The sequence below is a fragment of the Streptomyces sp. NBC_00104 genome (assembly GCF_045160825.1).
Lineage (GTDB): Bacteria > Actinomycetota > Actinomycetes > Streptomycetales > Streptomycetaceae > Streptomyces.
The window spans coordinates 3,915,338-3,940,906 of record NZ_CP108215.1 but is presented as its reverse complement, the minus strand read 5'-3'; the positions used below and the strand labels follow the sequence as shown (position 1 = coordinate 3,940,906).

The 25,569-nt window shown below is 70.9% G+C and carries 20 protein-coding genes; 9 read left to right on the top strand and 11 right to left on the bottom strand.

Translation table 11 applies throughout. From position 1 onward, the window contains the following. Positions 1 to 6 precede the first annotated feature (6 nt). The gene (locus tag OG272_RS17300; RefSeq protein WP_327729688.1) at positions 7 to 525 is read right to left on the bottom strand and encodes a MarR family transcriptional regulator; all 519 of its coding nucleotides are present in this window, start codon (positions 523 to 525) and stop codon (positions 7 to 9) included. Positions 526 to 685: 160 nt separating this feature from the next. Here OG272_RS17300 and OG272_RS17295 point away from each other — a divergent pair, with 160 nt between their 5' ends. Then, on the top strand, positions 686 to 1,630 hold the full coding sequence (locus tag OG272_RS17295; protein ID WP_327729689.1) for an EamA family transporter: 945 nt from the start codon (positions 686 to 688) through the stop codon (positions 1,628 to 1,630). A 167-nt stretch (positions 1,631 to 1,797) separates the two neighbouring features. Here OG272_RS17295 and pepN (OG272_RS17290) read toward each other — a convergent pair whose 3' ends face one another. After that, complete coding sequence (pepN, locus tag OG272_RS17290; protein WP_326582774.1) at positions 1,798 to 4,413, bottom strand: aminopeptidase N; 2,616 nt, start codon at positions 4,411 to 4,413, stop codon at positions 1,798 to 1,800. Positions 4,414 to 4,513: 100 nt separating this feature from the next. Here pepN (OG272_RS17290) and OG272_RS17285 point away from each other — a divergent pair, with 100 nt between their 5' ends. Continuing rightward, positions 4,514 to 4,744, top strand: coding sequence for a ribbon-helix-helix protein, CopG family (locus OG272_RS17285; RefSeq protein WP_326582775.1), 231 nt, complete (start codon positions 4,514 to 4,516; stop codon positions 4,742 to 4,744). Beyond that, positions 4,731 to 5,078: a type II toxin-antitoxin system PemK/MazF family toxin gene (locus tag OG272_RS17280; RefSeq protein WP_327750246.1), complete on the top strand. Its 348-nt coding sequence runs from the start codon at positions 4,731 to 4,733 to the stop codon at positions 5,076 to 5,078. Before OG272_RS17285 ends, OG272_RS17280 begins: the two co-directional genes overlap by 14 nt. A 58-nt stretch (positions 5,079 to 5,136) precedes the next feature. Here OG272_RS17280 and OG272_RS17275 read toward each other — a convergent pair whose 3' ends face one another. Further along, the gene (locus tag OG272_RS17275) at positions 5,137 to 6,153 is read right to left on the bottom strand and encodes an aspartate-semialdehyde dehydrogenase (protein WP_326582777.1); all 1,017 of its coding nucleotides are present in this window, start codon (positions 6,151 to 6,153) and stop codon (positions 5,137 to 5,139) included. A gap of 356 nt (positions 6,154 to 6,509) precedes the next feature. Between OG272_RS17275 and OG272_RS17270 the strand changes: the two genes are divergently transcribed. Then, positions 6,510 to 7,040 (top strand): RNA polymerase sigma factor, encoded by a 531-nt coding sequence (locus OG272_RS17270; RefSeq protein ID WP_405893965.1) that lies wholly within the window; start codon positions 6,510 to 6,512, stop codon positions 7,038 to 7,040. Here OG272_RS17270 and OG272_RS17265 read toward each other — a convergent pair. Then, positions 6,973 to 7,515, bottom strand: a complete 543-nt coding sequence (locus OG272_RS17265; RefSeq protein ID WP_405893964.1) for a hypothetical protein — start codon at positions 7,513 to 7,515, stop codon at positions 6,973 to 6,975. The genes OG272_RS17270 and OG272_RS17265 overlap by 68 nt on opposite strands. 24 nt (positions 7,516 to 7,539) lie before the next feature. Between OG272_RS17265 and OG272_RS17260 the strand changes: the two genes are divergently transcribed. Then, positions 7,540 to 8,574, top strand: coding sequence for a hypothetical protein (locus OG272_RS17260; protein WP_405893962.1), 1,035 nt, complete (start codon positions 7,540 to 7,542; stop codon positions 8,572 to 8,574). Between the two features lie 152 nt (positions 8,575 to 8,726). Here the strand turns inward: OG272_RS17260 and OG272_RS17255 are convergent, their stop codons facing one another. Further along, positions 8,727 to 12,041: a S8 family serine peptidase gene (locus tag OG272_RS17255; protein ID WP_405893960.1), complete on the bottom strand. Its 3,315-nt coding sequence runs from the start codon at positions 12,039 to 12,041 to the stop codon at positions 8,727 to 8,729. Positions 12,042 to 12,272: 231 nt separating this feature from the next. Here OG272_RS17255 and OG272_RS17250 point away from each other — a divergent pair, with 231 nt between their 5' ends. The 3 genes from OG272_RS17250 (at position 12,273) to OG272_RS17240 (ending at position 16,161) form a co-directional block, all read left to right on the top strand. After that, on the top strand, positions 12,273 to 12,734 hold the full coding sequence (locus tag OG272_RS17250; RefSeq protein ID WP_326582781.1) for an NUDIX hydrolase: 462 nt from the start codon (positions 12,273 to 12,275) through the stop codon (positions 12,732 to 12,734). Positions 12,735 to 13,087: 353 nt separating this feature from the next. Further along, positions 13,088 to 14,869, top strand: a complete 1,782-nt coding sequence (locus tag OG272_RS17245) for a TIGR03767 family metallophosphoesterase (RefSeq protein WP_405893958.1) — start codon at positions 13,088 to 13,090, stop codon at positions 14,867 to 14,869. Positions 14,870 to 14,982: 113 nt separating this feature from the next. Beyond that, a complete protein-coding gene (locus tag OG272_RS17240) occupies positions 14,983 to 16,161 on the top strand; it encodes a serine hydrolase domain-containing protein (RefSeq protein WP_405893956.1) in 1,179 nt (392 codons plus the stop codon). 98 nt (positions 16,162 to 16,259) lie between these two features. On the opposite strand, the gene OG272_RS17235 is transcribed toward OG272_RS17240, so the two are convergent. After that, positions 16,260 to 17,330 (bottom strand): hypothetical protein, encoded by a 1,071-nt coding sequence (locus OG272_RS17235; protein WP_405893954.1) that lies wholly within the window; start codon positions 17,328 to 17,330, stop codon positions 16,260 to 16,262. 282 nt (positions 17,331 to 17,612) lie between these two features. Beyond that, positions 17,613 to 20,210 carry an aminopeptidase N gene (gene pepN / locus OG272_RS17230; protein ID WP_327729695.1) on the bottom strand — a complete coding sequence of 866 codons (2,598 nt, stop codon included), beginning with the start codon at positions 20,208 to 20,210 and terminating at the stop codon, positions 17,613 to 17,615. A 149-nt stretch (positions 20,211 to 20,359) separates the two neighbouring features. Here pepN (OG272_RS17230) and OG272_RS17225 point away from each other — a divergent pair, with 149 nt between their 5' ends. Beyond that, complete coding sequence (locus OG272_RS17225; RefSeq protein ID WP_326582785.1) at positions 20,360 to 21,013, top strand: DsbA family protein; 654 nt, start codon at positions 20,360 to 20,362, stop codon at positions 21,011 to 21,013. 10 nt (positions 21,014 to 21,023) lie between these two features. Here the strand turns inward: OG272_RS17225 and OG272_RS17220 are convergent, their stop codons facing one another. From OG272_RS17220 to OG272_RS17205, 4 genes are all read right to left on the bottom strand, one after another. Beyond that, positions 21,024 to 21,239: a hypothetical protein gene (locus OG272_RS17220; protein ID WP_327729696.1), complete on the bottom strand. Its 216-nt coding sequence runs from the start codon at positions 21,237 to 21,239 to the stop codon at positions 21,024 to 21,026. Between the two features lie 392 nt (positions 21,240 to 21,631). After that, the gene (locus tag OG272_RS17215; RefSeq protein WP_326582787.1) at positions 21,632 to 23,017 is read right to left on the bottom strand and encodes an amino acid permease; all 1,386 of its coding nucleotides are present in this window, start codon (positions 23,015 to 23,017) and stop codon (positions 21,632 to 21,634) included. 138 nt (positions 23,018 to 23,155) lie between these two features. After that, positions 23,156 to 24,088, bottom strand: coding sequence for a TauD/TfdA family dioxygenase (locus OG272_RS17210; RefSeq protein ID WP_327729697.1), 933 nt, complete (start codon positions 24,086 to 24,088; stop codon positions 23,156 to 23,158). A 77-nt stretch (positions 24,089 to 24,165) separates the two neighbouring features. Beyond that, complete coding sequence (locus OG272_RS17205; RefSeq protein ID WP_327729698.1) at positions 24,166 to 25,512, bottom strand: LLM class flavin-dependent oxidoreductase; 1,347 nt, start codon at positions 25,510 to 25,512, stop codon at positions 24,166 to 24,168. Positions 25,513 to 25,569: the final 57 nt, after the last annotated feature.

Sequence of the window (25,569 nt, the reverse complement as noted above, 5' to 3'; positions counted from 1 at the left end):
CCACGGTCACGCCCCCGCCCCCACCACCAACAACCTCAGCAGGTCGGCCAGTTGGCCGGCCTGCTCGTCGTTCAGGTGGGCGAGCGCCTCGGTCTGGACGGCGAGGCCCGCGACGAGAGCCTCGTCGACCAGGCGCAGCCCCTCGTCGGTGAGGGTGACCTGCAGGGCGCGGCGGTCGTGCGGGTCGGGGGAGCGGCGGAGGAGGCTCGCGCGTTCGAGTTTGTCGAGGCGGCCGGTCATGCCGCCGGTGGTGAGCATGAGGGTCGCGGAGAGCTGGCGGGGCGAGAGCGTGTGCGGCTCGCCGGAGCGCCGCAGGGTCGCGAGCACGTCGAACTCTCCGCGTGAGATCCCGAACCGCGTGTACGCCTTCTCCATCCGGTCGCCGAGCGCCCGCGAGAGACGGAAGACCCGCCCGAACACCTCCATCGCGGTGGTGTCGAGGTCGGGCCGCGCGACCGCCCACTGGTCGATGATCGCGTCGACGGGGTCGCGGAGGGGCTGGTCGGGCTCAGGGCGCGCGTTCATGGGGCGAGTATCGGATGTCGTCGGGTCGGCCGCAAGAAAGTTGCTTGACGGAAAGTTGCTTAGCGCTAAGCTAATGACAAGCAAGCTGATCGTGAGTGAGCTCATCACGAGCGAGCTGTCTCCATGGTCCAAGATCCCTCACGCCGGGAAGGGCGCGCCCATGACCGCGCACACCACGCACACCGCGAACCGTCTCCCCGTCATAGCCCTGACCGCGCTCGCCCCCATCTCCTGGGGCACCACCTACGCCGTGACGACGGAGTTCCTCCCGGCTGACCGCCCCTTGTTCACGGGCCTGGTGCGGGCGCTTCCTGCGGGGTTGCTGCTCCTGGCGATCTCACGCAGGCTGCCGCACGGGGCCTGGTGGGGGAAGGCCGCGGTGCTGGGCGCGCTGAACATCGGCGCCTTCTTCCCGCTGCTCTTCCTCTCCGCGTACCGGTTGCCGGGCGGTATGGCGGCGGTCGTCGGCTCGGTCGGCCCGCTGTTCGTCGCGGGCCTGGCGACCGCCTTGCTGGGGGAGCGGCCCACCGTACGCACGCTGCTCACGGGAATCGCCGCGGCCCTCGGCGTCAGCCTGGTCGTCCTGAAGGCGGCGGGCGCGCTGGACGCGGTCGGTCTGCTCGCGGCGCTCGCCTCCACCGCCTCCATGTCCGCCGGCACGGTCCTCACCAAGCGCTGGGGCCGCCCGGACGGTGTCGGCCCGCTGGCCCTCGCCGGATGGCAACTGACCGCCGGCGGCCTCCTGATCGCCCCGCTCGCCCTCCTGGCCGAAGGCGCACCCCCGGCCCTGGACACCCGCGCGATCGGCGGCTACCTCTACCTCGCCCTCGCCAACACCGCCGTCTCCTACTGGCTCTGGTTCCGAGGCATCGGCCGCCTCTCCGCCACCCAGGTCACGTTCCTGGGCCCCCTCTCCCCCCTGACCGCGGCCGTGGTCGGCTGGGCGGCGCTCGGCCAGTCCCTCACCCCCCTCCAACTCCTCGGCATGACCATCGCCTTCGGCGCGACGGTCCTGGGCCAGCTCCAGCCGCGTACGCCGTCGTCGATCAGTGGGCCACAGGGAGCGCCGCGTGGGGGAGTGCGGCACCGGGCGCCGACCGTCTAGCGGCCGACGCCGGTCGGCCGGCGCGGGCGGCACCGGGCGGGCGGCACCGGGCGGGTCCGCCGCGTGCCGCGCATGATCAGGGCTGCCGCGGACAACGACGGGGGCGCCCGGTGAAGTCACCGGGCGCCCCCGCCGCAGTACGACCCGTGGTCGCTACTGCGTGGTCGCTACGCCGTGGTCGCCGACGCGTCCGCGGCCTGGGCCCGAAGGGCCCGCTCGATGCCCGAGCGGGACTCCGAGACCAGGCGGCGGAGGGCCGCGTTGGGCTCGGCGGCGGTCAGCCAGGTGTCCGTCCTGTGCAGGGTGTCGGTCGAGACCTGGACGGCCGGGTAGAGGCCGACGGCGATCTGCTGGGCGATCTCGTGGGAGCGGGACTCCCAGATCTCCTTCACCACCTCGAAGTACTTGTCGGTGTACGCGGCGAGGAGGTCGCGCTGGTCGGTCTGGACGAAGCCGGCGATGACCGCTTCCTGGAGGGCGTTGGGAAGCTTGTCGGACTCGACGACCTGGGACCAGGCCTCGGCCTTGGCCTCGGGCGTCGGGCGGGCGGCGCGGGCGGTGGCGGCGTGGCGTTCGCCGGCGGCCGTCTTGTCCCGCTCGTACTCGCCGGCGATCTCCGCCTCGTCGTAGCGGCCCACCGCGGCGAGCCGCTGGACGAAGGACCAGCGCAGCTCGGTGTCGACGGCCAGCCCCTCGATCGTCTGCGTGCCCTCCAACAGGGCTTCCAGCAGGTCCAGTTGCTCGGGCGTACGGGCGGTCGCGGCGAACGCGCGGGCCCACGCCAGCTGGTGGTCGGAGGCGGCCTCCGCGGCCCGCAGGTGCGCGAGCGTGGCGTCCGTCCAGCGGGTGAGCAGCGCCTCGCGGGTCGTCGGGTCGGCGTACAGCTCGATCGCCAGCTTCACCTGACGGTGCAGGGACTGGACGACACCGATGTCGGACTCCTTGCCGATGCCCGACAGGACGAGGGACAGGTAGTCGCGGGTCGCCAGCTCCGCGTCGCGCGTCATGTCCCAGGCCGAGGCCCAGCACAGCGCGCGGGGCAGGGACGCCTCGAAGTCACCGAGGTGCTCGGTGACGAAGGCCAGCGACCGCTCGTCCAGGCGGACCTTGGCGTACGACAGGTCGTCGTCGTTGAGGAGGACCACGGCCGGGCGGCGCTTACCCACCAGCTGCGGTACGGCGGTCAGTTCGCCGTCGACGTCCAGCTCGACCCGCTCGTCGCGGACCAGCTTGCCGCTGGTGTCGTCCAGTTCGTACAGGCCGACCGCGATGCGGTGCGGGCGGAGCGTCGGCTCGCCCTTCGCGCCCGTCGGCAGCGCCGGGGCCTCCTGACGGATCGCGAAGGAGGTGATGACGCCGTGCTCGTCCGTCTCGATCTCCGGGCGCAGGACGTTGATGCCGGCCGTCTCCAGCCACGCCTTCGACCAGGACTTCAGATCGCGGCCGGAGGTCTCCTCCAGGGCGCCCAGCAGATCGGACAGGCGCGTGTTGCCGTACGCGTGCGCCTTGAAGTACGCCTGCACGCCCTGGAAGAACTCGTCCTGGCCGACGTACGCGACGAGCTGCTTCAGTACGGAAGCACCCTTCGCGTACGTGATGCCGTCGAAGTTGACGAGCACGTCGTCCAGGTCGCCGATCTCCGCCATGATCGGGTGCGTGGACGGCAGCTGGTCCTGCCGGTACGCCCAGGTCTTCATGGAGTTGGCGAACGTGGTCCAGGAGTGCGGCCAGCGCGAGCCGGGGGCGTCCGCCTGGCAGGCGATCGACGTGTACGTGGCGAACGACTCGTTCAGCCACAGGTCGTTCCACCACTCCATCGTCACCAGGTCGCCGAACCACATGTGGGCCAGCTCGTGGAGGATGGTCTCGGCGCGGACCTCGTACGCGGCGTCCGTCACCTTCGAGCGGAAGACGTACTGGTCGCGGATGGTCACCGCGCCCGCGTTCTCCATCGCGCCCGCGTTGAACTCCGGCACGAACAGCTGGTCGTACTTCTTGAACGGGTACGCGTAGTCGAACTTCTCCTGGAACCAGTCGAAGCCCTGCCGCGTGACCTCGAAGATCGCGTCGGAGTCCAGGTGCTCGGCGAGGGACGGCCGGCAGTAGATGCCGAGCGGCACGCTCTGCCCGTCCTTCTCGTACACGCTGTGCACGGAGTGGTACGGGCCGACGATGAGCGCCGTGATGTACGTGGAGATCCGGGGCGTCGGCTCGAAGACCCAGACGTCGTCCTTGGGCTCCGGCGTCGGCGAGTTGGAGATGACGGTCCAGCCGGTCGGGGCCTTCACGGTGAACTGGAAGGTGGCCTTCAGGTCCGGCTGCTCGAAGGACGCGAAGACGCGGCGGGCGTCCGGGACCTCGAACTGGGTGTACAGATAGGCCTGGTTGTCGACCGGGTCGACGAACCGGTGCAGGCCCTCACCCGAGTTGGTGTACGCGGCGTCGGCGACGACCCGCAGGATGTTGCGGCCCTCCAGCAGACCGGGCAGCGCGATCCGGGAGTCCGCGAAGACCTCCGCCGGGTCCAGCGCGTCGCCGTTGAGGGTCACCTCGTGGACGGTCGGAGCCACCAGGTCGATGAAGGACGCCGCACCGCTCTCGGCGACATCGAAGCGCACCGTGGTCACGGACCGGTAGGTGCCTCCCCCACTCTCGGCCTCGCTCGAGCGGGATGTACCCCCACCCTGCGCGCCGGAGAGGTCGAGATCGATCTCGTACGAGTCAACGCTCAGCAGCGCCGCCCGCTGCTGAGCCTCTTCGCGGGTCAGGTTTGTGCCAGGCACGCGGTCATCTCCTCGGTATGTGTGGGTTCGGACATCCTTCCATGAGCGGGGCCCTGTCTGGAGTGGCTAACGTGTGCCTACCCCGGGTAGCATCAGGTGTATGAAGATTAGTGTGAGCCTGCCTCAGGAGGACGTCACCTTCGTCGACGAGTACGCCGCGCGTACGGATGCCGATTCCCGGTCGGCCGTGATACACGCCGCCATCGCACTCCTGCGTGAAGCGCAACTGGAGCAGGAGTACGCCGAGGCCTTCGCCGAGTGGGACGGGAGCGAGGACGCCGCGTTCTGGGACCGGTTCTCGGGTGACGGGCTGGCTGATGAAGCGCGGTGACATCTACCTGGTCGACTACGAGCCGACGCGTGGCAGTGAGGCCAACAAGGCGCGTCCGGCAGTGATTGTCTCCAACGACGGTGCCAACGCGGCCGTGGCGCGGACCGGGCGAGGCGTGATCACGTTGGTCCCTCTGACGACGAACACTTCTCGGGTCTATCCGTTCCAGGTGCTGCTACCCGCCCAGGAGTGCGGCCTTCCGAAGGACTCCAAGGTGCAGTGCGAGCAGGTGCGCGCGCTCGCTCCGGAGAGGCTGGTGAGGCCGATCGGTTCGGTCCCGCGCCAGCGAATGGCCGAGGTCGACGTGGCCCTACGGCGGCATCTGGCCCTGTGAACGCGCGGAGGGGCGCCCACCGTTCACGGTGGGCGCCCCTCTTTCGCGTCCTGCCCGCCTACTCGTTCAGCTCAGCCGCCACCAGCTCCGCGATCTGCACGGCGTTCAGCGCCGCGCCCTTGCGGAGGTTGTCGTTGGAGATGAAGAGGGCGAGGCCGTGCTCCACCGTCTCGTCGGCGCGGATGCGGCCGACGAACGACGGGTCCTGGCCGGCGGCCTGCAGCGGGGTCGGGATGTCGGAGAGGGCCACGCCGGGGGCGCCGCCCAGCAGCTCCGTCGCGCGCTCCACGGAGATCGGACGCGCGAAGCGGGCGTTGACCTGGAGGGAGTGGCCGGAGAAGACCGGGACACGGACACAGGTGCCGGAGACCTTGAGGCCGGGGATCTCCAGGATCTTGCGGGACTCGTGGCGGAGCTTCTGCTCCTCGTCCGTCTCGTGCAGACCGTCGTCGACGATCGAACCGGCGAGCGGGACGACGTTGAAGGCGATGGGCCGCTGGTAGACGTTCGGCTCGGGGAAGTCGACCGCCGAGCCGTCGTGCGTCAGCTTGTCCGCGTCCGCCACGACCTTCTGGACCTGGCCGTGCAGCTCGGCGACGCCCGAGAGGCCGGAGCCGGAGACCGCCTGGTAGGTGGCGACGACCAGCGCTTCGAGGCCCGCCTCGTCGTGCAGCGGACGCAGCACCGGCATCGCGGCCATCGTCGTGCAGTTCGGGTTCGCGATGATGCCCTTGGGGCGGTCGGCGATCGCGTGCGGGTTCACCTCGGAGACGACCAGCGGTACCTCGGGGTCGCGGCGCCACGCCGAGGAGTTGTCGATCACGACCGCGCCCTGGGACGCCACCTTCTCGGCCAGCGCCCGGGAGGTCGCGCCACCCGCGGAGAACAGGACGATGTCGAGGCCCGAGTAGTCGGCCGTCGCGGCGTCCTCGACCGTCACACCGTCGACGACCGAACCGGCCGAGCGGGCGGACGCGAACAGGCGCAGCTCGCGCGTCGGGAAGTCGCGGTCCTTGAGGATCTTGCGCATGACCGTGCCGACCTGACCGGTGGCTCCGACGATTCCGACCCTCACGGCGACTCCTTCTACGTGGCTTGAGTGTGTCTGCGGCATGGCCGAGGCCTTTCCATCATGCGGTCAGGCCGGGCCCGCCTGTCCAATCGTTTGACCAGGACGCTCACACGATCGGACGCGACGGGCACCGGCGCCGGAGCCGCTTCTTTGGCCGTCACCCCGGCTGAGCTGGAGAAATTCGCCCTACGACGGTCCCGTACCGCAAGCTGTGCTGCCTCGACCCTGCCCACGGCACCCGGGCGCACGCGAAGGTGTGACGTACGCCTCTGTGCTCCGCCGGGAAAGTCGGGCGACGGTTCCGAACGTTTCGGCCCGCATCGGCGTCGTAGGGGAAACGCGGGAGGGGAGGGGTGGCTGTGCTGCGCAGAAAGGCGCGCCACGTCGAGGGGGTCCAGGAGCCGGACGACCCACTGGACGCGGCCCAGGAGCGGCGGGTGCGGGCGGTGCTCGCGCTCGGCGGTGTTCCGCAGTCGGACCTGCTGGACGGGGTACAGCAGGTCCGACTGCGGCTGCTGGAGCGGGCCGCGAGCGGCCGTGAGGCACCGCGGGACGTGTCCGCGTGGGCGGCGGTGGTCGCCTCCAACCTGGCGATGGACTGGCACCGTGCCAAGCGCCGCCAGGAGCGCCTGGGCGAGCGCCTGGCCTCGCTGCGCCAGCACGAGCACCCCTCCGGCGAGGAGTCCAGCGTGCTCTCGCTCGCCGTCGCCCGGGGCCTGGACGAGCTGCCCGACGCCCTGCGCCAGGTCCTCGTCCTGCGCTTCTACGCCGACCTGCCGGTACGCGGGATCGCCGACGAGCTCGGCATCCCCGAGGGCACGGTCAAGAGCAGGCTCCACTCGGCGGTCCGCGCCTTGCGCACCCGCCTGCACGAGGACGAGGTGGTGTGACATGGCCGCCCGGGACGAAAGCCGACGCGACGCCGAGTACGACGACATCGCGCAGGCGGGCGCCGCGCACGGGGACGCCGAGCGGGACGGTGCCGCAGGCGGCGATGTCGCACGCGGCGATGTAGCACGCGGCGGTGCGAAGCGCGGGGACGCCGAGCGCGACAACACCGAGCACGGCGACCTCGCAAGCGGGAACGCGGGGCGCGGCGCCGCGCGTGCGGACGGCGATGGCGATCGTGACGATGCGCGCCGGGACGGCGGTCGTGGCGATGGCGATGGCGATGGCGAGCGTGGGGAGGGCGAGCACGGCGATGCCGCGCGCGGAGGCACCGTGTCCGGCGACCTCGCGCGCGGAGGCACCGCGTCCGGAGACACCGCGCGCGGAGACAGCGCGGCTGGCGATGGCGATCGTGACGATGCGCGCCGGGACGGCGGTCGTGGCGATGGCGATGGCGAGCGTGGGGAGGGCGAGCACGGCGATGCCGCGCGCGGAGGCACCGTGTCCGGCGACCTCGCGCGCGGAGGCACCGCGTCCGGAGACACCGCGCGCGGAGACAGCGCGGCCGGCGACCTCGCGCGGCGGGACGGTGAGCGCGACGGCTCGGTCGTCGACGGTGCCGAGCGCGACGGCCCTGCCCACGGCGGGGGCCGGGGCGCCGGCTCCGCGGACGGCGACCTCGCGTACGACGGGCCCGCCTACGCGGGCATGGACGCGCTCATGGCCGCCCTTCTCGACGAACCGTTGCCCGAGGACGCTCTGCGGGATGCCGAGTTCGTGGCGTCGCGTGATGCGGCCGTCGTCGACATCGAGCTGTTGAGGGAGCAGCTGGGGCTGATCGGTGAGGCGTTGGCGGTGGCGGGTGAGGACGCCGTGGCCGGGGCGCCGCCGGGGCGACCCGTGGCCGCGCGGCCGGGGGACGCGGCCGGTGCCGAGACGGACCCCGGGCGGGTGTCCGGGCCCGCGCCGGCCCCCGTCGCGTCGGTGAGGCCCCTGCCGCCGCGGCCGTCCCGCGCCCGGCGCGCCCTGAAGATCACCTTCGGCACCCTCGCCGCCGCCGCGGCCGCCTCCGTGGTCCTCGGCGTGGGCTGGGTCGTCGTACAAGCCGGCGGCGGCGTGACGGCGTCCGACTCGGGCGTCTCCGAGAAGTCCGGGAGCCAGGAGGACGGCGACCAGGCGGAGAGCGGTGCGGGGGGCGACTCCGCCTCGCTCAGCAAGGAGGGATACGTTGCCTGCGCCCGCCTCATCGTCGAGGGCACGGTCACCGAGGTCGAACCCGTGACCGGTGCCCCGCAGGACCGGATCACGGTCGAGGTGGACCGCTGGCTCAAGCCCGACAAGGGCGCCGACCGGATCGTCTTCCCCATGGACCACGACGTCGACCCCCGCCTGAAGAAGGGCGACCACGTCCTCGTCGGCATCCCGCGGGACGACGCCCGGCCGGACATCTGGACCACGAAGGAGGCGGACATCGCCCGCGACCGGGCCTGGATCGAGGCGGCGCTGCCGGGCTCGAAGGGGCTGTCGTGCGACTGACCCGCTGAACGCGACGAAGGGGCTGTCGTGCGACTGACCCGCTGAACGCGACGAGGGGGCGGGCGTCCTCCCGGACACCCGCCCCCTCGGTTCACTCACGCACTACCGGTAGGAGTACCGGCGCACTACCAGTGTTCCTCCTCCTACTCCTCCTACGGCGTGACCTTCTCGATCCGCACGCTGCCGGTGCCCGCGGCGGTACCGCGCGCGTTCACCAGCTGGACCTGGCCGAAGAACTCCCGGCCGGCCGGAGCCTCGGCGGCCGCGACGACGTCACCGGAGACGGTCGTCGACGCGCCCGTGCCGAGCTTGACCGGGGTGGCCGCGACCTTCACCTCGCCCAGGGCGGAGGAGAAGAACACGTCGCGGTAGTCGTACGCGGTGGACCCGGCCGGAACCGCGTAGCCGACGACCTCGATGGTGTACGTGCCGGCGGCCGGCGACGGGATGGAGACGGTCTCCTCGGAGTCGCCGTCCGCGGAGCTCGCGACCTCGTTGTGGGCGGCGTCGTAGACGTACAGGTCGAGGTCGGCGCCCGTGTCCGCCGTGTTGCCGATGGCGACGTCCAGGGACTCGGCGCCCGCGGGCACCTCGACCGTGGAGGTCTGGGTGACACCGGTCGCGATGGTCGGCCGGTCGGTCTTGGCCGAGCCGAGCGGGCCACCGGCCAGCTTGCCGTCGACGGGGGCGAGGCTGTTGGTCACCTTCCAGGAGGCGGCGGTCGGGGTGCCGACCTTGGCCTCGGGCACCGTGACGACCTCGGGGTCGAAGCTCGCGCCGTAGACCGCGAAGTTCAGCTTGAAGGTGTTGTCGAGCACCGGTGACGTCCGGCGCGACTCGACCTCGAACTCCCAGACACCGGGCTGCGGGTTGGCGTACGAACGCACGTCCGGCTTGCAGCCGTTGCCGTCGAGGTAGTTGTTGTAGCAGGTCAGGGAGCTGGTGCTCTCGACCGCGAGGCCGTACGGGTGGTTGGCGATGAAGCGGGTCTGGCTCTTGTCCTTCAGTCCGCTGATCGCGACCTCAAGGGTCTTCGCGCCCTCGGGGACGGTGACGAAGTACGACTTGAAGGAGTTGCGCTGGACCGTGCCGGACGCCGAGTGGGTGTACTTCAGCGGCGTGGAGACCACCACCGTGTTGAGCACCTGACGGTCGATGCCGACCGTCTTCGGGTCGTCGACCTCCAGGATCGCGCTGCTGATGCCCGAGTTCTCCGCCTTGGCGGCGATCTTCACGGTGACCGGCTTGTTCAGCGGCAGGGAGACCACGTCGTCGCCGACGATCCGGAACGTGTCGTCCCGGTTGTTCTCCAGGTGCAGCTCGTGGCGGATCGCCTTGTCGGCGCCGGACGTACGGGTGATCGTCACGTCGTACGTCTTCTTCTGCCCGACCTTGAGGCCGCCCTCACGGTCGTAGACGCCGGTGCCGAAGCCCGGTGTCTTCAGCGCGAAGTCGATCGCCGTGTCGACGGGGGCCTTGACCGAGTACTCGTGCGCGGTCGCGCCCGCCTTGACCGACTTCCACGCGTCGACGATGTTCATCAGGCCCGCGCCCTCGGCGTACGCCTGGACGCCGCTGATGTGGTCGGCGGTCGAGGTCAGCGCGGTGCGCAGCTTCGCGGGCGTCAGGTCGATGCCCTTCTGCTTCGCGGCGCTGAGCAGCAGCGCGGAGGCGCCGGCCGCCTGCGGGGAGGCCATCGAGGTGCCGTTGAGCATCTGGTAGCCGGCCGGGAGCGTGTAGCCCGCCTCGGGGGCGATGACGCCCGGCAGCCAGGTCTGCGCGGTGTTCACCGCGGCGCCCGGCGCCACCAGGGTCGGCGTGAAGCCGCCGTCCTCACGCGGGCCGCGCGAGGAGAAGTTGAACAGCTGGTAGTCCTTGGCGACCTGCGAGCCGTAGTTGGACGCCCAGGTCTCCTTGGAGATGGACGCGCCGACCGAGATCACCTTGTCGGCCAGGCCGGGGTCGCCGATCGTGTTGGCGCCCGGGCCGGAGTTGCCGGCCGAGATGACCAGCTGGACGCCGTAGGTGTCGATGAGGCGCGTGTAGAGCTCGGCGCGCGCGTTGTTGCCGTCGTTCAGCGCCGGGAGGCCGCCGATGGACATGTTGACGATGTCGACGCCGCGGTTGACGACGAGGTCGATCATGCCCTCGGTGAGCGCCACGTTGGTGCAGCCGGGGCCGAACTCGCAGGCGCGGGACGAGACGATCTTCGCGCCGGGGGCGGCGCCGTTCATCTTTCCGCCGAACAGGCCGTTCGCGGCGGTGATGCCGGCGACGTGGGTGCCGTGCTCGCTGGAGATGAGACCGATGTTGACGAAGTCGGCCTTCTTGCCGACCCAGTCACCCCCGAAGGGGTCCATCGGGACGTCCTTGCGGTACTCGACGACGAACGGCTGGCGCTCGGCGACCTCGGTCGACGGGTCGTCGGTGCCGAAGTAGCCGACCTGGTAGCCGTCCTTGTACGGCTTCATCGGCTTGTCGTCGGTGAAGTCGAAGTTCTGGTTCACGTCGACGGTGACCGTGCCGGCCGCCGCGTCGTAGAGCACGCCCCACGCGTCGGTGGTGTCGCCGTCGCGGTTCACGTCACCGGCGGCGTCACCGGCCGCCGTGACGGACTCGCGGAAGGTGTTGACGGAGTACGAGCCCGCGGGCGCGGTCCAGGTCCGGCCGCCGTAGGTGAAGGTCGGCCCGGCGACCGAGTTCGTCATCGGACGCCAGCTGCCGTCACCGTCGACGATCGGGTCGGTGGACGTCACCCAGTCGACGATCTTGCGCTCGCCGGTGGTGGTCTTCTGCAGCGCGGGGTGCCCGAGGTCGACACCGGAGTCCAGGACGCCGATGGTGATGCCCCGGCCGTCCGCCTTCGGGTTCTGCTTCACGAAGTCGACGGCGCCCGTCTCGAAGGACGGGTTGTACGGGTTCTCGGCGGGGGTGTTCTTGCTCGGCCCCGGGTACGTCCTGGCCGCCGTGCCCTGCGCCTCGGCGCCCTTCTCGGTCTTCGCGACCGGTGACGGGTCGTCGAGGACGATCTCCTGGCGCAGGTCGATGCCCTGCACGGAGGAGAGCTTCGCGGCGGCCGAGATGGCCGAGTCGGCGCTCTTGGTCGGGACCGTGGCGCGGACGTAGCCGAGCTTGTCGTAGGTACGGCCCACGGAGCCGCCCTTGACCGCGTCCAGCTGCTCGGCGACCTGTTCGGTCCTGCCGGGCGTGGTGGCGATCATCATCGTGACGTTCTTGTCGCCGTCGGCCTTGGCCTCGGCGAGCAGGTCGGCGTCGGTCGAACCGAGCTTGTCGTGGGCGGACTTGACGCCGCCGTCCGCCGGGACGGTGGCCGACGGGTCGTCCGCCGAGAAGGCCATGGGTATCGGTCCGGCCGCGGAGAGCGCGGCGACCAGTCCCGCGGCCACGGCTATGCGCGCCACGCGTCTCGCACCCGACCGGGGGTCGGGCTGGGGGGTGAGGGTCATCGACATCCCTTGTAGGTAAGGAATTCAGGTGAAAACGAGCATTGATGATCCGAGCGGCGGGTTCGGATCGGTCCGGTCCGTTATGCGGTGCCGGATGGTCGCTCAGCCTTACCGAAGTGACACATGTTTGGGGAGGGTTGACCGAGGCGGGATTGTGTCATGGCGTAAACCCGCCACCCGTCATGGGTGCGATGACCGCGCATGAGCGGACATTTTGGCTAACGTCTGTGCATGCGCGAGGAGTTGAGGGTGGCGGCCTACGCCGTCTGCGTACGGGACGACCACATGCTGCTGGCCCGCTGGGTCTCCCGGGACGGCGAGAAGAAGTGGACCCTGCCCGGCGGCGGCATGGACCACGGCGAGGACCCGTACGACACGGTCGTCCGCGAGGCCGCCGAGGAGACCGGCTACACCGTCGAACCCACCGTCCTCCTCGGCATCGACACCGGCCGGCACACCTATCCCCGCCGCCTCGGCACCCACGCCGACCACCAGGCGCTGCGCATCGTCTACGAGGCCCGCGTCACCGGCGGGGACCTCCGCCACGAGACGAACGGCTCCACGGACATGGCCGCCTGGCATCCCTTGGACGAGATCCCGGCCCTCACGAGGGTGGGCCTGGTGGACCTGGGCCTGCGGCTGTGGCGGGAACGCCCGGAGAACGGCCACTTGACGCCGCCGCTGAACCCTTAGGGGCGCGGGGCAGTGCTGAATATGCGGCTACCGCCGCGGGGCGCGAGCAACCACGACGCACCCGCACACACCGCATCACCGGAGCCCCACGGCGAATACGTGCCCTACCCCACCAGATGAACAAGGAGTGACCTCTTCCCTTCGCTCCCCCTCACATTCGGGAACCCCCGGTGGACGCGCACCGTCCCCGAAGATCCACGTACGGTGATCGGCGTCGCCCGTTGCGACGTCGTTAACGTCCAGGCCACCCCGGCTGCCAAGCATCAAGTACGAGCGGGAACCCCCACTCCGGCCACCACCGCGGAGCGGCCCGCGACCACTTCCGACGCGTTCGCACTCGGGGAGACCGCGCCATGTCGCGCATACGCTCAGTCGCTGCCGCCGCCACCAACCCTGACCGCCGGGCCTTCCTCGCCGCCACCGGAGCGGTCGGCCTCGCCGCGGGGGTCGGCTTCGCCCTGCGGCCGGAGACCGAAGCCCACGCAGCCGCCTCCGCCGCCGGCGACGCCGCGGCCACCGAGGTCCCCCTGGCGCACCTCTCGAACAGAGAGGCCCCGGCCGCACCCCTCGCGCCGTACACCCGAGGCACCACCCTCGCCTCGGTCGCCGCCCCGCGGGGCGCCTCCGGCTACCGTCGCCTCGGCGCCGGCCCGGCCTGGGCGCGGGTCGTACGCGGCGACCTGGCGACCCCCAAGTCCGGCCGTGAGAAGCGCCGGACGGCGCTTGCGTCCTTCGTCCAGTTCACCGACCTGCACGTGGTGGACGTCCAGCACCCGCTGCGCTACGAGTACCTGCGCGCCCAGACCGCCAGCGCCTGGCGGCCGCAGGAGGCCCTGTCCGTGGCCGGCGCGGTCTCGCTCGTCGAGCGGGTGAACGCGCTGCGCGGAGCCCCGGTGACCGGCTCCCCCCTGCACTTCGTCATGACGACCGGCGACAACACCGACAACAACTCCAAGACGGAACTGGACTGGTTCCTGAAGGTGATGAGCGGTGGCCGCGTCACCCCCAACTCCGGTGACCCGCGCCGCTACGAGGGCGTCCAGAACGCCGGACTCAAGCTCTACTGGCAGCCGGACGCCCCCCTCCGCGACGCCGACAAGCAGCTCGGCTTCCCGCGCCTGAACGGCTTCCTGGCCGCCGCGATCCGCGAGGTCAACAGCCCCGGCCTGAACGTCCCCTGGTACTCCACGGTCGGCAACCACGACTCCCTGCCCGGCGGTTGCTACGCCCCCGGCGACTCCTTCTTCGCCGACTTCGCGGTCGGCGGCAGGAAGCTGATGACCCTCGACGAGCAGGTCGGCAAGGCCCTCTGGGACAACGTCAAGAGCGGCGGCGACCCCCGGGGCGCCGACTGGAAGGCCGTGCTCAAGGCCCAGGCGAAGAAGATGCGCTCGGTCACCCCGGACGAGAACCGCGCCCCGTTCACCCCGCAGGAGTACCTCAAGGCCCACCTGGACCCGGCCCACACGGGCCCCGGCCCGGTCGGCCACGGCTACTCGCAGGCCAACCTCGACGCCCGCACCCAGTACTACGCCTTCCGCATCGCCGACGACGTCATCGGCGTCAGCCTCGACTCCACCGATCCCGGCGGCCACTACGAGGGCTCGCTCGGCACGGCCCAGCTCAAGTGGCTGGACCGTACGGTGAAGGAGGCGGCCAAGGACGGTTCGTACGTCGTCGTCTTCAGCCACCACACCAGCACGTCGATGCGGAACCTGCGCAAGGACCCCTCCCGCCCCGGCGAGGCCCGCCACGGCGGCGACGAGGTGCTGTCCCTGCTCGGCCGCCACCGCAACGTGCTGGCCTGGGTGAACGGCCACAGCCACCGCAACCGCGTCACCCCGCACGGGTCCGCGAACGGCGGCTCCTTCTGGGAGATCTCCACAGCCTCCCACATCGACTTCCCCCAACTCGCCCGCGTCATCGAGCTGGTGGACAACAAGGACGGCACGCTCTCCGTCTTCACCACCCTGATCGAATCGGCCGCCCCGCACGCCACCGACTTCACGGACCTCTCGCAGACCGGCCTCGCCGCCCTCTACCGCGAGCTCTCCTACAACGCCCCGGGCCGCCGCGACACGCTCACCGGCACGGCCGGCGACCGCAACACGGAGCTGGTCCTCCGGAAGGGCTGAAATCCGCTCAACCGGCGTGCACCTGCTCAACCTGCCCGCCCACCTGGGGGTCCCCCCTCGCGACCGGACGTTCTCGGGGTCGCCGAGAATGTCGGTGCGAAGGGGGAGACCACATGTCAGCACGCACCGCACGCACAGCACGCGCGGCTCGCACGGCACGTACGGCTCTGATGGCGGCGACCGCGGTGGCCGCGACGGTGGCCCTGGCCGCGCCCGCGGTGGCGGTACCGGCGTCCTCCAGAACCGAACACGGCGCGACCCAGGAGGCCATGGACGCGGCGGTGGAGGACGGCGTCCCCGGCGTGGCCCTCCAGGCCAGGGACGAGCACGGCGTCTGGAAGGCCACCTCCGGCATCGGCGACATCAGGACGGGCAAGCCGCGTTCGGCCCACGACCGCTACCGCGTCGGCAGCATCACGAAGACCTTCGTGTCGACGGTCCTGCTCCAACTGGAGGCGGAGGGAAGGCTGTCGCTGGACGACAAGGTGGACACGTGGCTGCCCGGCCTGGTGCGCGGCAACGGCCACGACGGCGGCGAGGTGACGCTCCGTCAACTGCTCAACCACACCAGTGGAATCTCCAACTACACGGCCGACGAGGAGTTCGGCCGCACGTACTTCCTGAAGGACGGCTTCTTCACACACCGCTACGACACGATGTCCCCGGAGCAGCTGGTGGCCGTCGCCATGAAGCACAAGCCGGACTTCGCCCCCGGCACCGACTGGAACTACTCGAACACCAACTACGTCCTGGCCGGCATGGTGATCAAGAAGGCCACGGGAAACCCGTACGGCGACGAGATCCGCCGACGCGTCATCGAGCCCCTCGGCCTGCGTTCCACCCTCGTCCCCGGCACCTACCCGAAGGTCCCGAAGCCGAGCAGCCGCGCCTACGGCAAGCTGGCCGAGACGGCGACGGGCCCGACGTACGACGTCACGGAGCTGAACCCGTCCCTGGCCTACTCGGCGGGCGAGATGATCTCCGACTCGGGCGACCTCAACCGCTTCTATACGGCACTGCTCAAGGGCAAGCTCCTGCCACCGAAGCAGCTCGCCGAGATGAAGACCACGATCAAGGTGGACGGCATCCCGAACGCCGGCTACGGACTGGGCCTCATGGAACGCGAACTCAGCTGCGGCATCACCGTCTGGGGTCACGGCGGCGGCATCCACGGCTCCACCTCGGAAGCCGTCAGCACCTCCGACGGCCACCATGCCCTCGCCTTCAACTTCAACAGTGACTGGACGGGCGACAGCGAGGCGATCGTGGAAGCGGAGTTCTGCGACAAGTAGCCGACCGGCATGAGGAAGGGCCGCCGAAGCGGACGGCGGCCCTTCCTCTCCCCTCCTGGTGCCCCGAGTTACCCGATTTACCGGGGAAGCACCACGACTTACCGGGGAAGTACCACGACATACGCGGCCGGATCGCGGTCGCACGACGCCATCAGGGCGGTACGGACGATGGCCGCCTGCTGCTCCAGGGAGTCACGCAGCTTCCCGGGGGTGAGGTGGACGACGGTGATGCCGAGCCGTTCCAACACCTGCCGCTTACGGGCGTACTCGGACCACAGCGCGTCGTCCTCCTGACGCGGGGCCCGGACGTCGAGCTCGACCGCGACGGCCTGCTCCGGCCAGTACGCGTCGAGGCCGCCGAGGTGAGGGCCGCCGGGCAGCCGGAGGTCGACGTTCCAGACCGGGTCGGGCAGGGCGTACTCGCGGACCATCCGGTACAGCTGGTCCTCCGCGATCGCCCGGCCCTCGGCGAGCAGCGATTCCACCGCGTCGACGACATGCGGACGGTTCAGCAGCCGCGCCTCGGTCAACTCCCTTACGACGGCGGCGGGTTCGGTGTGACCGCCGCGTACCGCCTCCGTGAACAGCTGGCGTACGGCGGCCGCGTCCGCGAGTTCCGCGACCGCGTCGGCCAGCGCGCGCGGGACGGGGGCGACGGGCAGGCCGGTCACATACGACGGGGTCGGCATGGCCGGGGTGCGGACGATCCGCGCGCATCCCACGGTCCGCAGCCGGCGCAGGCGCGGGACCAGGATGTCGATCGCGTCGAGGGAGGGCAGCGGGGGAGCGGACGAGAATCCGTGCAGCGTCAGGGCGGCCAGGCCCGTGATCACCACGTCCGGGTAACGGGGCGCCGGGCGGGGCTCGTCGGCGTTCGGCTGCGCGGGTACGCCGACGGCCCCCGCCATCCCGGTGGCCGTCTCGCGGAACGGGGAGCGGGCCGCGTACGACAGCACCGCGTGCAGCCGCTCCTCGGAGGTGGGCGGGCCCGGGTGCAGCAGGAACACACCCGGCAGGATCTGCTGCCAGGAACCACCGGGCCGGCACTGCTCGTTCGTCTCGGCGGCGGTGACACCCTGCGCGCGCAACTGCGCGGCCGTCAGCACCCGGCGCGTGACGTCCGAGAGGCGACGGAGGGGGCGGGGGGAGAGCGGGGTGTTGTGGGTCATGCCCCGGAGGTTCCCGCTCCGGGGCCGCGGATTAACCGCTGTTACACGCCCGTCGACAAATCGGGACAAGACCGCACTAAAGTACGTGCGTTCGACTGCCGATACCCGCTGGTCCGGACGCGATCAGAAAAAGTTACGGGTCCGATTACCCGAATTCGGTAACCCTCAACCCGGCAGCCCACCCCGGCCGGCCCAGCGGCACCCGGCAAGCGCCGGTGAGCGAAGCCCGCCCTCGCTCAGCGGCAGCCGCCGGGTGCGCAACACACCAAGGCCCGGCGGCAGTTACCCCGCGGCTCCCGCCTCCGCCGCCGCGTCGCACGCCTGCCCCCGCAACCCCCGAGCCAGATCGTCCCGGGCCTCCAGCACCAGCCTCCGCAACGCCGGCGCCGCCCCCGCGTGCGAGGCCAGCCACGCGTCCGTCGTGTCCAACGTCCCCTGGGAGTCCTGGAGCGACGGGAACAGCCCGCGCACCACATCCATCCCGATCTGGATGGACCGCTCGGCCCACACCCGCTCGATCACCTCGAAGTACTTGCCCGCGTACGGCGCCACCAACTCCCGCTGGGACGGCCGGGCGAACCCCGCGATCGTCGCCTCGACCAGCGCGTTGGAGAGCGTGTCCGACTCCACGACCGACGCCCACGCCTGCGCCTTGACCGCCGCGGACGGCCGCGCCGCCAGGCACCGCACCTGATGCCGCTTCCCGGAAGCGGTATCGTCACGGGCCAACTCGGCGGCCAGCGCGCCCTCGTCGGCCACCCCGTGCGTCGCCAGCGGCTCCAGGAACGCCCACCGCAGCTCCTGGTCGACCTCCAGTCCGTCGACCTTCTCGGTCCCGGCCAACAGCCCCTGCAGCACCGCCAGATCGCCCTCGCCCGACGCCACCGAGGCGAAGAAACGGGCCCACGTCAGCTGATGCTGACTGCCCGCCTCGGCCGCCCGCAGCTCCCGCAACGCACCCTCCGCCAGCAGCCGGCCCCCGGTCCGCCGCCACGTGGGCGCCGCGTAGTGCGTGAGCGCCGAGTTGGCCCACGCGTGCAGCATCTGGAGCACGCCGATGTCGGACTCCCGCCCGGCGAACCGCAGCACGAGGTCGACGAAGTCCCGCGCCGGCAGCAGCGCGTCCCGGGTCAGGTTCCACAGCGCCGACCAGCACAGCGCCCGCGCCAGCGGGTCGGAGATGTCCCCGAGCCCGGCCCGCAGCGTGTCCAGCGACTCCGCGTCGAACCGGATCTTGCAGTACGTCAGGTCGTCGTCGTTGACCAGCACCAGCGCGGGCGCCTCGGCCCCGGCCAGCTCCCCCACGACCGTACGCGGCCCCTCGACATCCACCTCGGCGCGCGCGTACCGCTCCAACGCGCCCCCGTCCGTACGTCGGTACAGGCCGATCGCGACCCGGTGCGGCCGCAGTTCGGGATGCGATTCGGCGGCCTCCTGCACCACCGCCAGCTCGTCGATCCGGCCCTCGGAGTCGAGAAGCACCTGCGGAGTGAGGGAGTTGACCCCCGCCGTCTGGAGCCAGGCCCGCGACCAGGACGCCATGTCCCGCCCGCTGGTCTCCTCCAGGACCGACAGCAGGTCGCCCAGCTTCGTGTTGCCGTACGCGTTCCGCTTGAAGTAGCGCCGGGCGCCCTCCAGGAAGGCCTCGCGCCCCACGTACGCCACCAGCTGCTTCAGCACGGACGCGCCCTTGGCGTACGTGATGCCGTCGAAGTTGAGCTTGGCGTCCTCCAGGTCACGGATGTCGGCCGTGACGGGGTGGGTGGAGGGCAGCTGGTCGGCGCGGTACGCCCAGGACTTGCGGTTGTTGGCGAAGGTGACCCAGCCGTTGGTGAAGCGGGTCGCCTCGACCATCGAGAAGGAGCCCATGAAGTCGGCGAAGGACTCCTTCAGCCACAGGTCGTCCCACCACACCATGGTCACCAGGTCGCCGAACCACATGTGCGCCATCTCGTGCAGGATGACGTTGGCCCGCCGCTCGTACGACGCCCGTGTGACCTTGCCCCGGAAGATGAACTCCTCGCGGAAGGTGACGAGTCCCGGGTTCTCCATCGCGCCGAGGTTGTACTCGGGCACGAACGCCTGGTCGTACTTCCCGAAGGGATACGGGTAGTCGAAGTGGTCGTGGAAGAAGTCCAGGCCCTGCTTGGTGATGAGGAAGACGTCGTCGGAGTCGAAGTAGGGGGCGAGACCCTTGCGGCACATCGCGCCGAGGGGGATCTCCAGCCGCGTACCGTCCTCGAAGGTCCGCTCGTAGGTGTCCGTCACGTAGTGGTACGGGCCCGCGGCGAAGGCCGTGATGTACGTCGAGATCGGCTTGGTCTCCGCGAACCGCCACACCCCGTCCGCCTGTTCGCCGGCCCCGTTGCTCCACACGACCCACCCCTCGGGCGCGCGCACCTCGAAGCGGAAGGGGGCCTTGAGGTCCGGCTGCTCGAAGTTCGCGAAGACACGGCGGGAGTCGGCCGGTTCGTACTGGGTGTAGAGGTAGACCTCGCCGTCCTCGGGGTCGACGAAGCGGTGCATGCCCTCGCCGGTGCGGGAGTAGGCGCACTGGGCGTCGACCACCAGCTCGTTCTCGGCGGCCAGGTCGTCGAGGGCGATCCGGGAGCCGTCGAAGACCTCGCTCGGGTCGAGGTCCTTGCCGTTGAGGGAGACGGCCGTCACGCTCGGCGCGATCAGATCGGCGAAGCTGCCGGCGCCGGGGTCGGCGCAGCGGAAGCGGATCGTCGTCACCGAACGGAAGGTGCGCGGCTCGCCGCCGAGGTCACCTGAGTCGCCGACGGCGGACCGCAGATCGAGGGAGACCTCGTAACCATCGACGGACAGCAGTGCGGCCCGCTCCCGGGCCTCGTCGCGGGACAGATTCTCACCGGGCACGGGCGGCACTCCCTCAGGGTGGTGTTCAGGTGGTGTTCAGTATGCGGACAGGCCCGATCCTGTCATGCGCACCTGGCGGCGGGCAGGTGGGAATGCGACGCCGGGCCGTCGGTGTTGCCAGCTGAAACGACTTCCGTCCGAGGAGAACCATGTCCCAGCAGACCTCCGGCAAGACCCCTGTCGACTTCTGGTTCGACCCGCTGTGCCCCTGGGCCTGGATGACCTCGCGGTGGGTCCTTGAGGTGGAGAAGGTCCGGGACATCGAGGTCCGCTGGCACGTGATGAGCCTCGCCGTGCTGAACGAGCCCAAGATCGACGAGCTGCCCGAGGAGTACCGCGAGCTGCTGGAGACCAAGGCCTGGGGCCCGGTGCGGATCGTCATAGCCGCCCAGCAGGAGCACGGCGCCGAGGTCCTCGGTGACCTCTACACCGCGATCGGCACGCGCGCCCACAACCAGGGCCTGGGCATCGAGAAGGACGTCGTCGCCGCCGCGGTGGCCGAGGTCGGGCTGCCCGAGTCCCTGATGGACCACTGGGACTCCACCCCGTACGACGCCGAACTGCGCGCCTCCCACAAGGAGGGCATCGACAAGGTCGGCCAGGACGTCGGCACCCCCGTCATCGCCGTCCCCGGCGCCGACGGTGAGCAGATCGCCTTCTTCGGCCCCGTCGTCACCCCGGCCCCCCAGGGCGAGGAGGCCGCCAAACTCTGGGACGGCACCCTCCTCGTGGCCTCGGTCCCCGGCTTCTACGAGATCAAGCGCACCCGCACCAAGGGCCCGGACTTCAGCAACCTGCTCTGACTGCCCCGGGTCACCGGAAGGACTCGGGGAGGGTCAGCCCCTCGCTCTGGACCGCGTACGGCTGGACCCACAGGCAGCGGCCCTTCTCACCGTGGTTGCCGCAGCGCCACCAGCCGGCCGGGTTCTTCCCCTGGGACCTGAGGTAGTGCTGGACCTCCTTGTCGGCCTCGTAGAACGCCAAGGGCTTGCGTCCCCCGCAAGGGGGGCAGTGCTTGTAGCTCGGCATACGACCTCCCGGTCCCCTCGGCCGGATCGGGAATCCGGCCGGAAAACGGGAGCATAGGGCGAAAGCCCCGGAAAACGTCAGCACGGAATGCGTCCCGCCGCGGCGTTTTCCGGCAACGGAACGGCGAGAACCCCCGCGAGTCACGCCCTCGCGGGGGTTCTCCCTTCTTCGGCCTGCCCGGTGAAGGTTGAGAAGACGATCACGAGCAGGGCATCTCGGTGGGGGCTCGGGGGTGGTGTGTCGGTGCCCCTGTCCGACCCTTATTGCAACATACTTGCAAGTGCGCGGCAACGGCAGGAGAATGTAGGGCCTGCTCAGGCATGTGCAAGGGCCCTCGCGCGAACCGACCGTCCGTCCTCCGCGCGAGGGCCCTGAAGCATCCGAGGTGTGTGTCAGCGGGCGGCGCGCGCCCTCTGCCAGGCGTATCCGATCGCCGCCAGGAACAGCGTCATCCCGCCCGTCCAGTACAACTGCGTCCGCGTGCCCGGCTCCCGGGCCATCAGGACGAAGACGGCGGCCATCCCCGCGAGCGCCACCCACGTCAGCCACGGGAACGCCCACATCCGGACGACCGGCTTCTCCGGGGCCTCGCGCTCGATACGGCGGCGCAGGAGCAGTTGGGAGACGGCGATGAAGATCCAGACGACGAGGATGACCGCGCCGATCATGTTGAGGAGCCAGGGGAAGACGTCGTCGGGGCGCCAGTAGCTGAGCAGGACGCAGAGGAACCCGAAGACGCTGGAGGCGAGGACGGCGATCCGGGGGACCCCGCCCGAGACCCGGCCGATCACCTTCGGACCCTGCCCGCGCTCCACCAGGGAGTAGGCGATGCGGGAGGAACCGTAGATGTTGGCGTTCATCGCGCTGAGCAGGGCCACCAGCACGACCACGTTCATCAGTTGGCCGGCACCGGGGATGCCGAGGCGGTCGAGGGCGGCGACGTACGGGCCCTTCTCGACCACGGCCTTCGCGTCCCACGGGACGAGGGTGACGATGACCGCCATGGAGCCGACGTAGAAGAGGGCGATGCGCCACATCGCCGTACGGACGGCCGTGGCGACGCCCTTGACGGGGTTCTCGGACTCGGCCGCCGCGATCGTCACCGTCTCCAGGCCGCCGTACGCGAAGATCGAGGCCAGGAGACCGATGACCAGGCCGTCGGTGCCGTTGGGCAGGAGGCCGCCCTCACCGGTGAGATGGGCGAGGCCGGGCGAGTCCGTGCCGGGCAGGACGCCGGCGACGGCCAGGACCCCCAGCACCAGGAACAGGGTGATCGCGCCGACCTTCAGCGCGGCGAACCAGAACTCGAACTCGCCGAAGTTCTTCACGGCGGCGAGGTTCGTGCCGAGGAACACCAGCATGAAGAGCGCCACCCAGGCCCACTCGGGGGTCCCGGGCAGCCACCCCGTCACGATCTTCGCGGCGCCGATGCCCTCCAGGCCGACGGCCGTACAGAGCAGCACCCAGAACGACCAGCCGGCCGCGAAGCCCGCCCACGGGCCGAGAGCGCGTTCGGCGTGTGCCGAGAAGGAACCCGACGAGGGATACGCGGCGGACATCTCGCCGAGCATCCGCATCACCAGCATGACGAGGAGCCCGGAGAGGGCGTACGCGACGACGATCGACGGACCGGCCGCGGCGATGCCCGCGCCGGACCCGACGAAGAGGCCCGCGCCGATCACCCCGCCGAGGGCGATCATCGAGAGGTGGCGCTGCTTGAGACCGTGGGACAGGGAGGCGTCGGGCTCTTGTGGGGCCTTGACGTCGGTGCTGGGCATGGGCGCGGTTCGTCCAATGCGTGAGTCGGGCAAAAACGCCCACAGTCTGGGCAGCCCCTCCGCGCGCACGGAGGGGCTGTCCGCTATCCGGACGCGTCCGGCACCGAGGGTGCCCGAGCGGCTACGGAGGTGGCGGGATCAGGCCGCCACGGGCGTGGGCTGCGCGGCCACGGGCGTGGGCTGCGACGCCACGGACGTGTAGTGCGAGGCGTCCCCCTCGATCGAGCGGCTCTCCTCGCCCTCGATGCCCGCCGGCACGTCACCGGCGACGGTCACCCGGTGCAGTCGGCGCGGCAGGCCGTCGTAGTTGTCGATGGCGTAGTGCTGGGTGATGCGGTTGTCGAAGACGGCGAGCTGGTTCTCCGACCAGCGGTGGCGCAGCACGTTCTCCGGCCGGGTCACGTACGACTGGAGCAGGTCGAGGAGCTTGCGGGACTCGCCGAGCGACAGGCCCACGATCCGCTGCGCGAACCCGCCGATGAACAGCCCGCGTTCACCCGTCAGGGGGTGGACGCGCACGACCGGATGGGCCGTGCGGTACGTGATCGAGGTGAACCGGGCGCGCTGTTCGGCCCGCTCCGCGTCGATCTCCTCCTCGGGCACCGCGTAGTCGTAGTCGTTGGTGTGCTCCGCCCACAGGCCGTCGGCCAGCCGACGCAGCGGCTCGGGCAGGTCCCGGTAGGCCGCCGCAGCGTTCGCGATCAGGGTCTCGCCGCCGTACGGCGGGATCGTGATGCTGCGCAGGGTGGTGGCCTGTGGTGGGTTGAGGACGAACGTGACGTCGGTGTGCCAGTGGTTGGCGCGCCCCCGCTCGCTGTCCACGGGCAGGACGTTCGCGGCACCCGCGACGGCGTCCACCGTGGGGTGGGCGGTGGTGATGTCGCCGAAGTGGCGGACGAAGGCCTGGTGGGTCTCGTCGTCGAGGTTCACGTCGTCGAAGACGAGCGCCTTGTGGACGTTGAGGGCCTCACGGAGCGCGGCGACCGTCTCCGCGTCGAGGGGCTTGGAGATGTCGACGCCGGAGACGCGGGCGCCGATGTGGGCGGTGACCTTCTGGATCTCGATGGTCATGGCGTGCTTCCTTTCGGGGGCCGGACTGCGGGAGCCGGAATGCGGTGGCGGGACTGCGGGGGCCGGGACTTCGCGGATCAGACGAGGGCGGGCGCGGACGTGCGGACGTGCTGGTTGGCGGGGCGCGGGAGGCCGTAGCGGTCCCGCAGCGTGCGGCGCGGTCCGTACTCGGTGCGGAGCAGACCGCGGGCGCGCAGGATCGGGACGACGTGGTCGACGAAGGCGTCGAGCCCGGACGGCAGGACCGCGGGCATGATGTTGAAGCCGTCGGCGGCACCGCGCGTGAACCAGGTCTCGATCTCGTCGGCGACCTGCTCGGGCGTACCGGCGAAGGTGAGGTGCCCGCGCCCGCCGCCCAGCCGCCCGATCAGCTGCCGCACGGTGAGCCGGTCGCGCCGGGCAAGTTCGACGACGAGCGTGTAGCGGCTCTTGGCGCCCTCGATGGCGCTCTCGGGCGGAAGGTCGGCGGGGAGTGGGGCGTCCAGCTCCAGGCTGCCGGGCGCCAGTTGCAGCAGCCGCTCCAGGTTGCCCACCCCGTGCGTGTACACGATGTGGTCCTCCAGGACCCGCTCGGCCGCCCGCGCCTCGGCTTCCGTCGAGCCGAGCACGGGGACGATGCCGGGCAGCACCTTGATGTGCTCGGGGTCCCGGCCGGCCGCCGCCGTACGGGACTTGAGGTCGGCGTAGAAGGCCCGCGCGTCCTCGATGGTCTGCTGCGCGGTGAACACGGCCTCCGCGTACCGCGCGGCGAACTCCTTGCCGTCCTCGCTCGATCCCGCCTGTACCAGCAGCGGGTAACCCTGGGGCGTGCGGGGGACGTTGAGGGGGCCCTCGACGCTGAAGTACGTCCCCTTGTGCCGGGGCGGGTGGATCTTCGTGTCGTCGGCCCAGACACCGGACGCCTTGTCGGCGACGATCGCGTCGTCCTCCCAGCTGTCCCAGAGCTTCAGGGCCACGTCGAGGAACTCGGCGGCCCGCGCGTACCGCTGGGCGTGCGCGGGCTCGGCGTCGAGTCCGAAGTTGCGGGCCGCCTCGGCGCCGGCGGTGGTGACGATGTTCCAGCCGGCCCGGCCGCCGCTGAGGATGTCGAGCGAGGCGAACTTGCGGGCCAGGTTGTAGGGGGAGTTGTAGGACGTGGAGGCGGTGGCGATCAGGCCGATGTGCTCGGTGGCCGTCGCCAGCGCGGTCAGCAGGGTGAGCGGTTCCAGGGCGCCCGCCGGACGCTGGCCCACGCTGCCCCACAGCTGCGGGCCGTCGGCCAGGAAGAGCGAGTCGAACGTGCCGCGCTCCGCGATCCGGGCCAGCCGCACGTAGTGGTCCAGCTCGACGTGCGCGTACGGGTCGGACTCCGGCAGCCGCCACGAGGCTTCGTGGTGGCCGGTGTTCATCAGGAACGCGTTGAGGTGAAGCTGTCTCGATGTCACTGGTGGTCCTCGGGGGTCATGGGCGGTTCAGCGGAGGCCATGGGTCGGTCCTGCGGG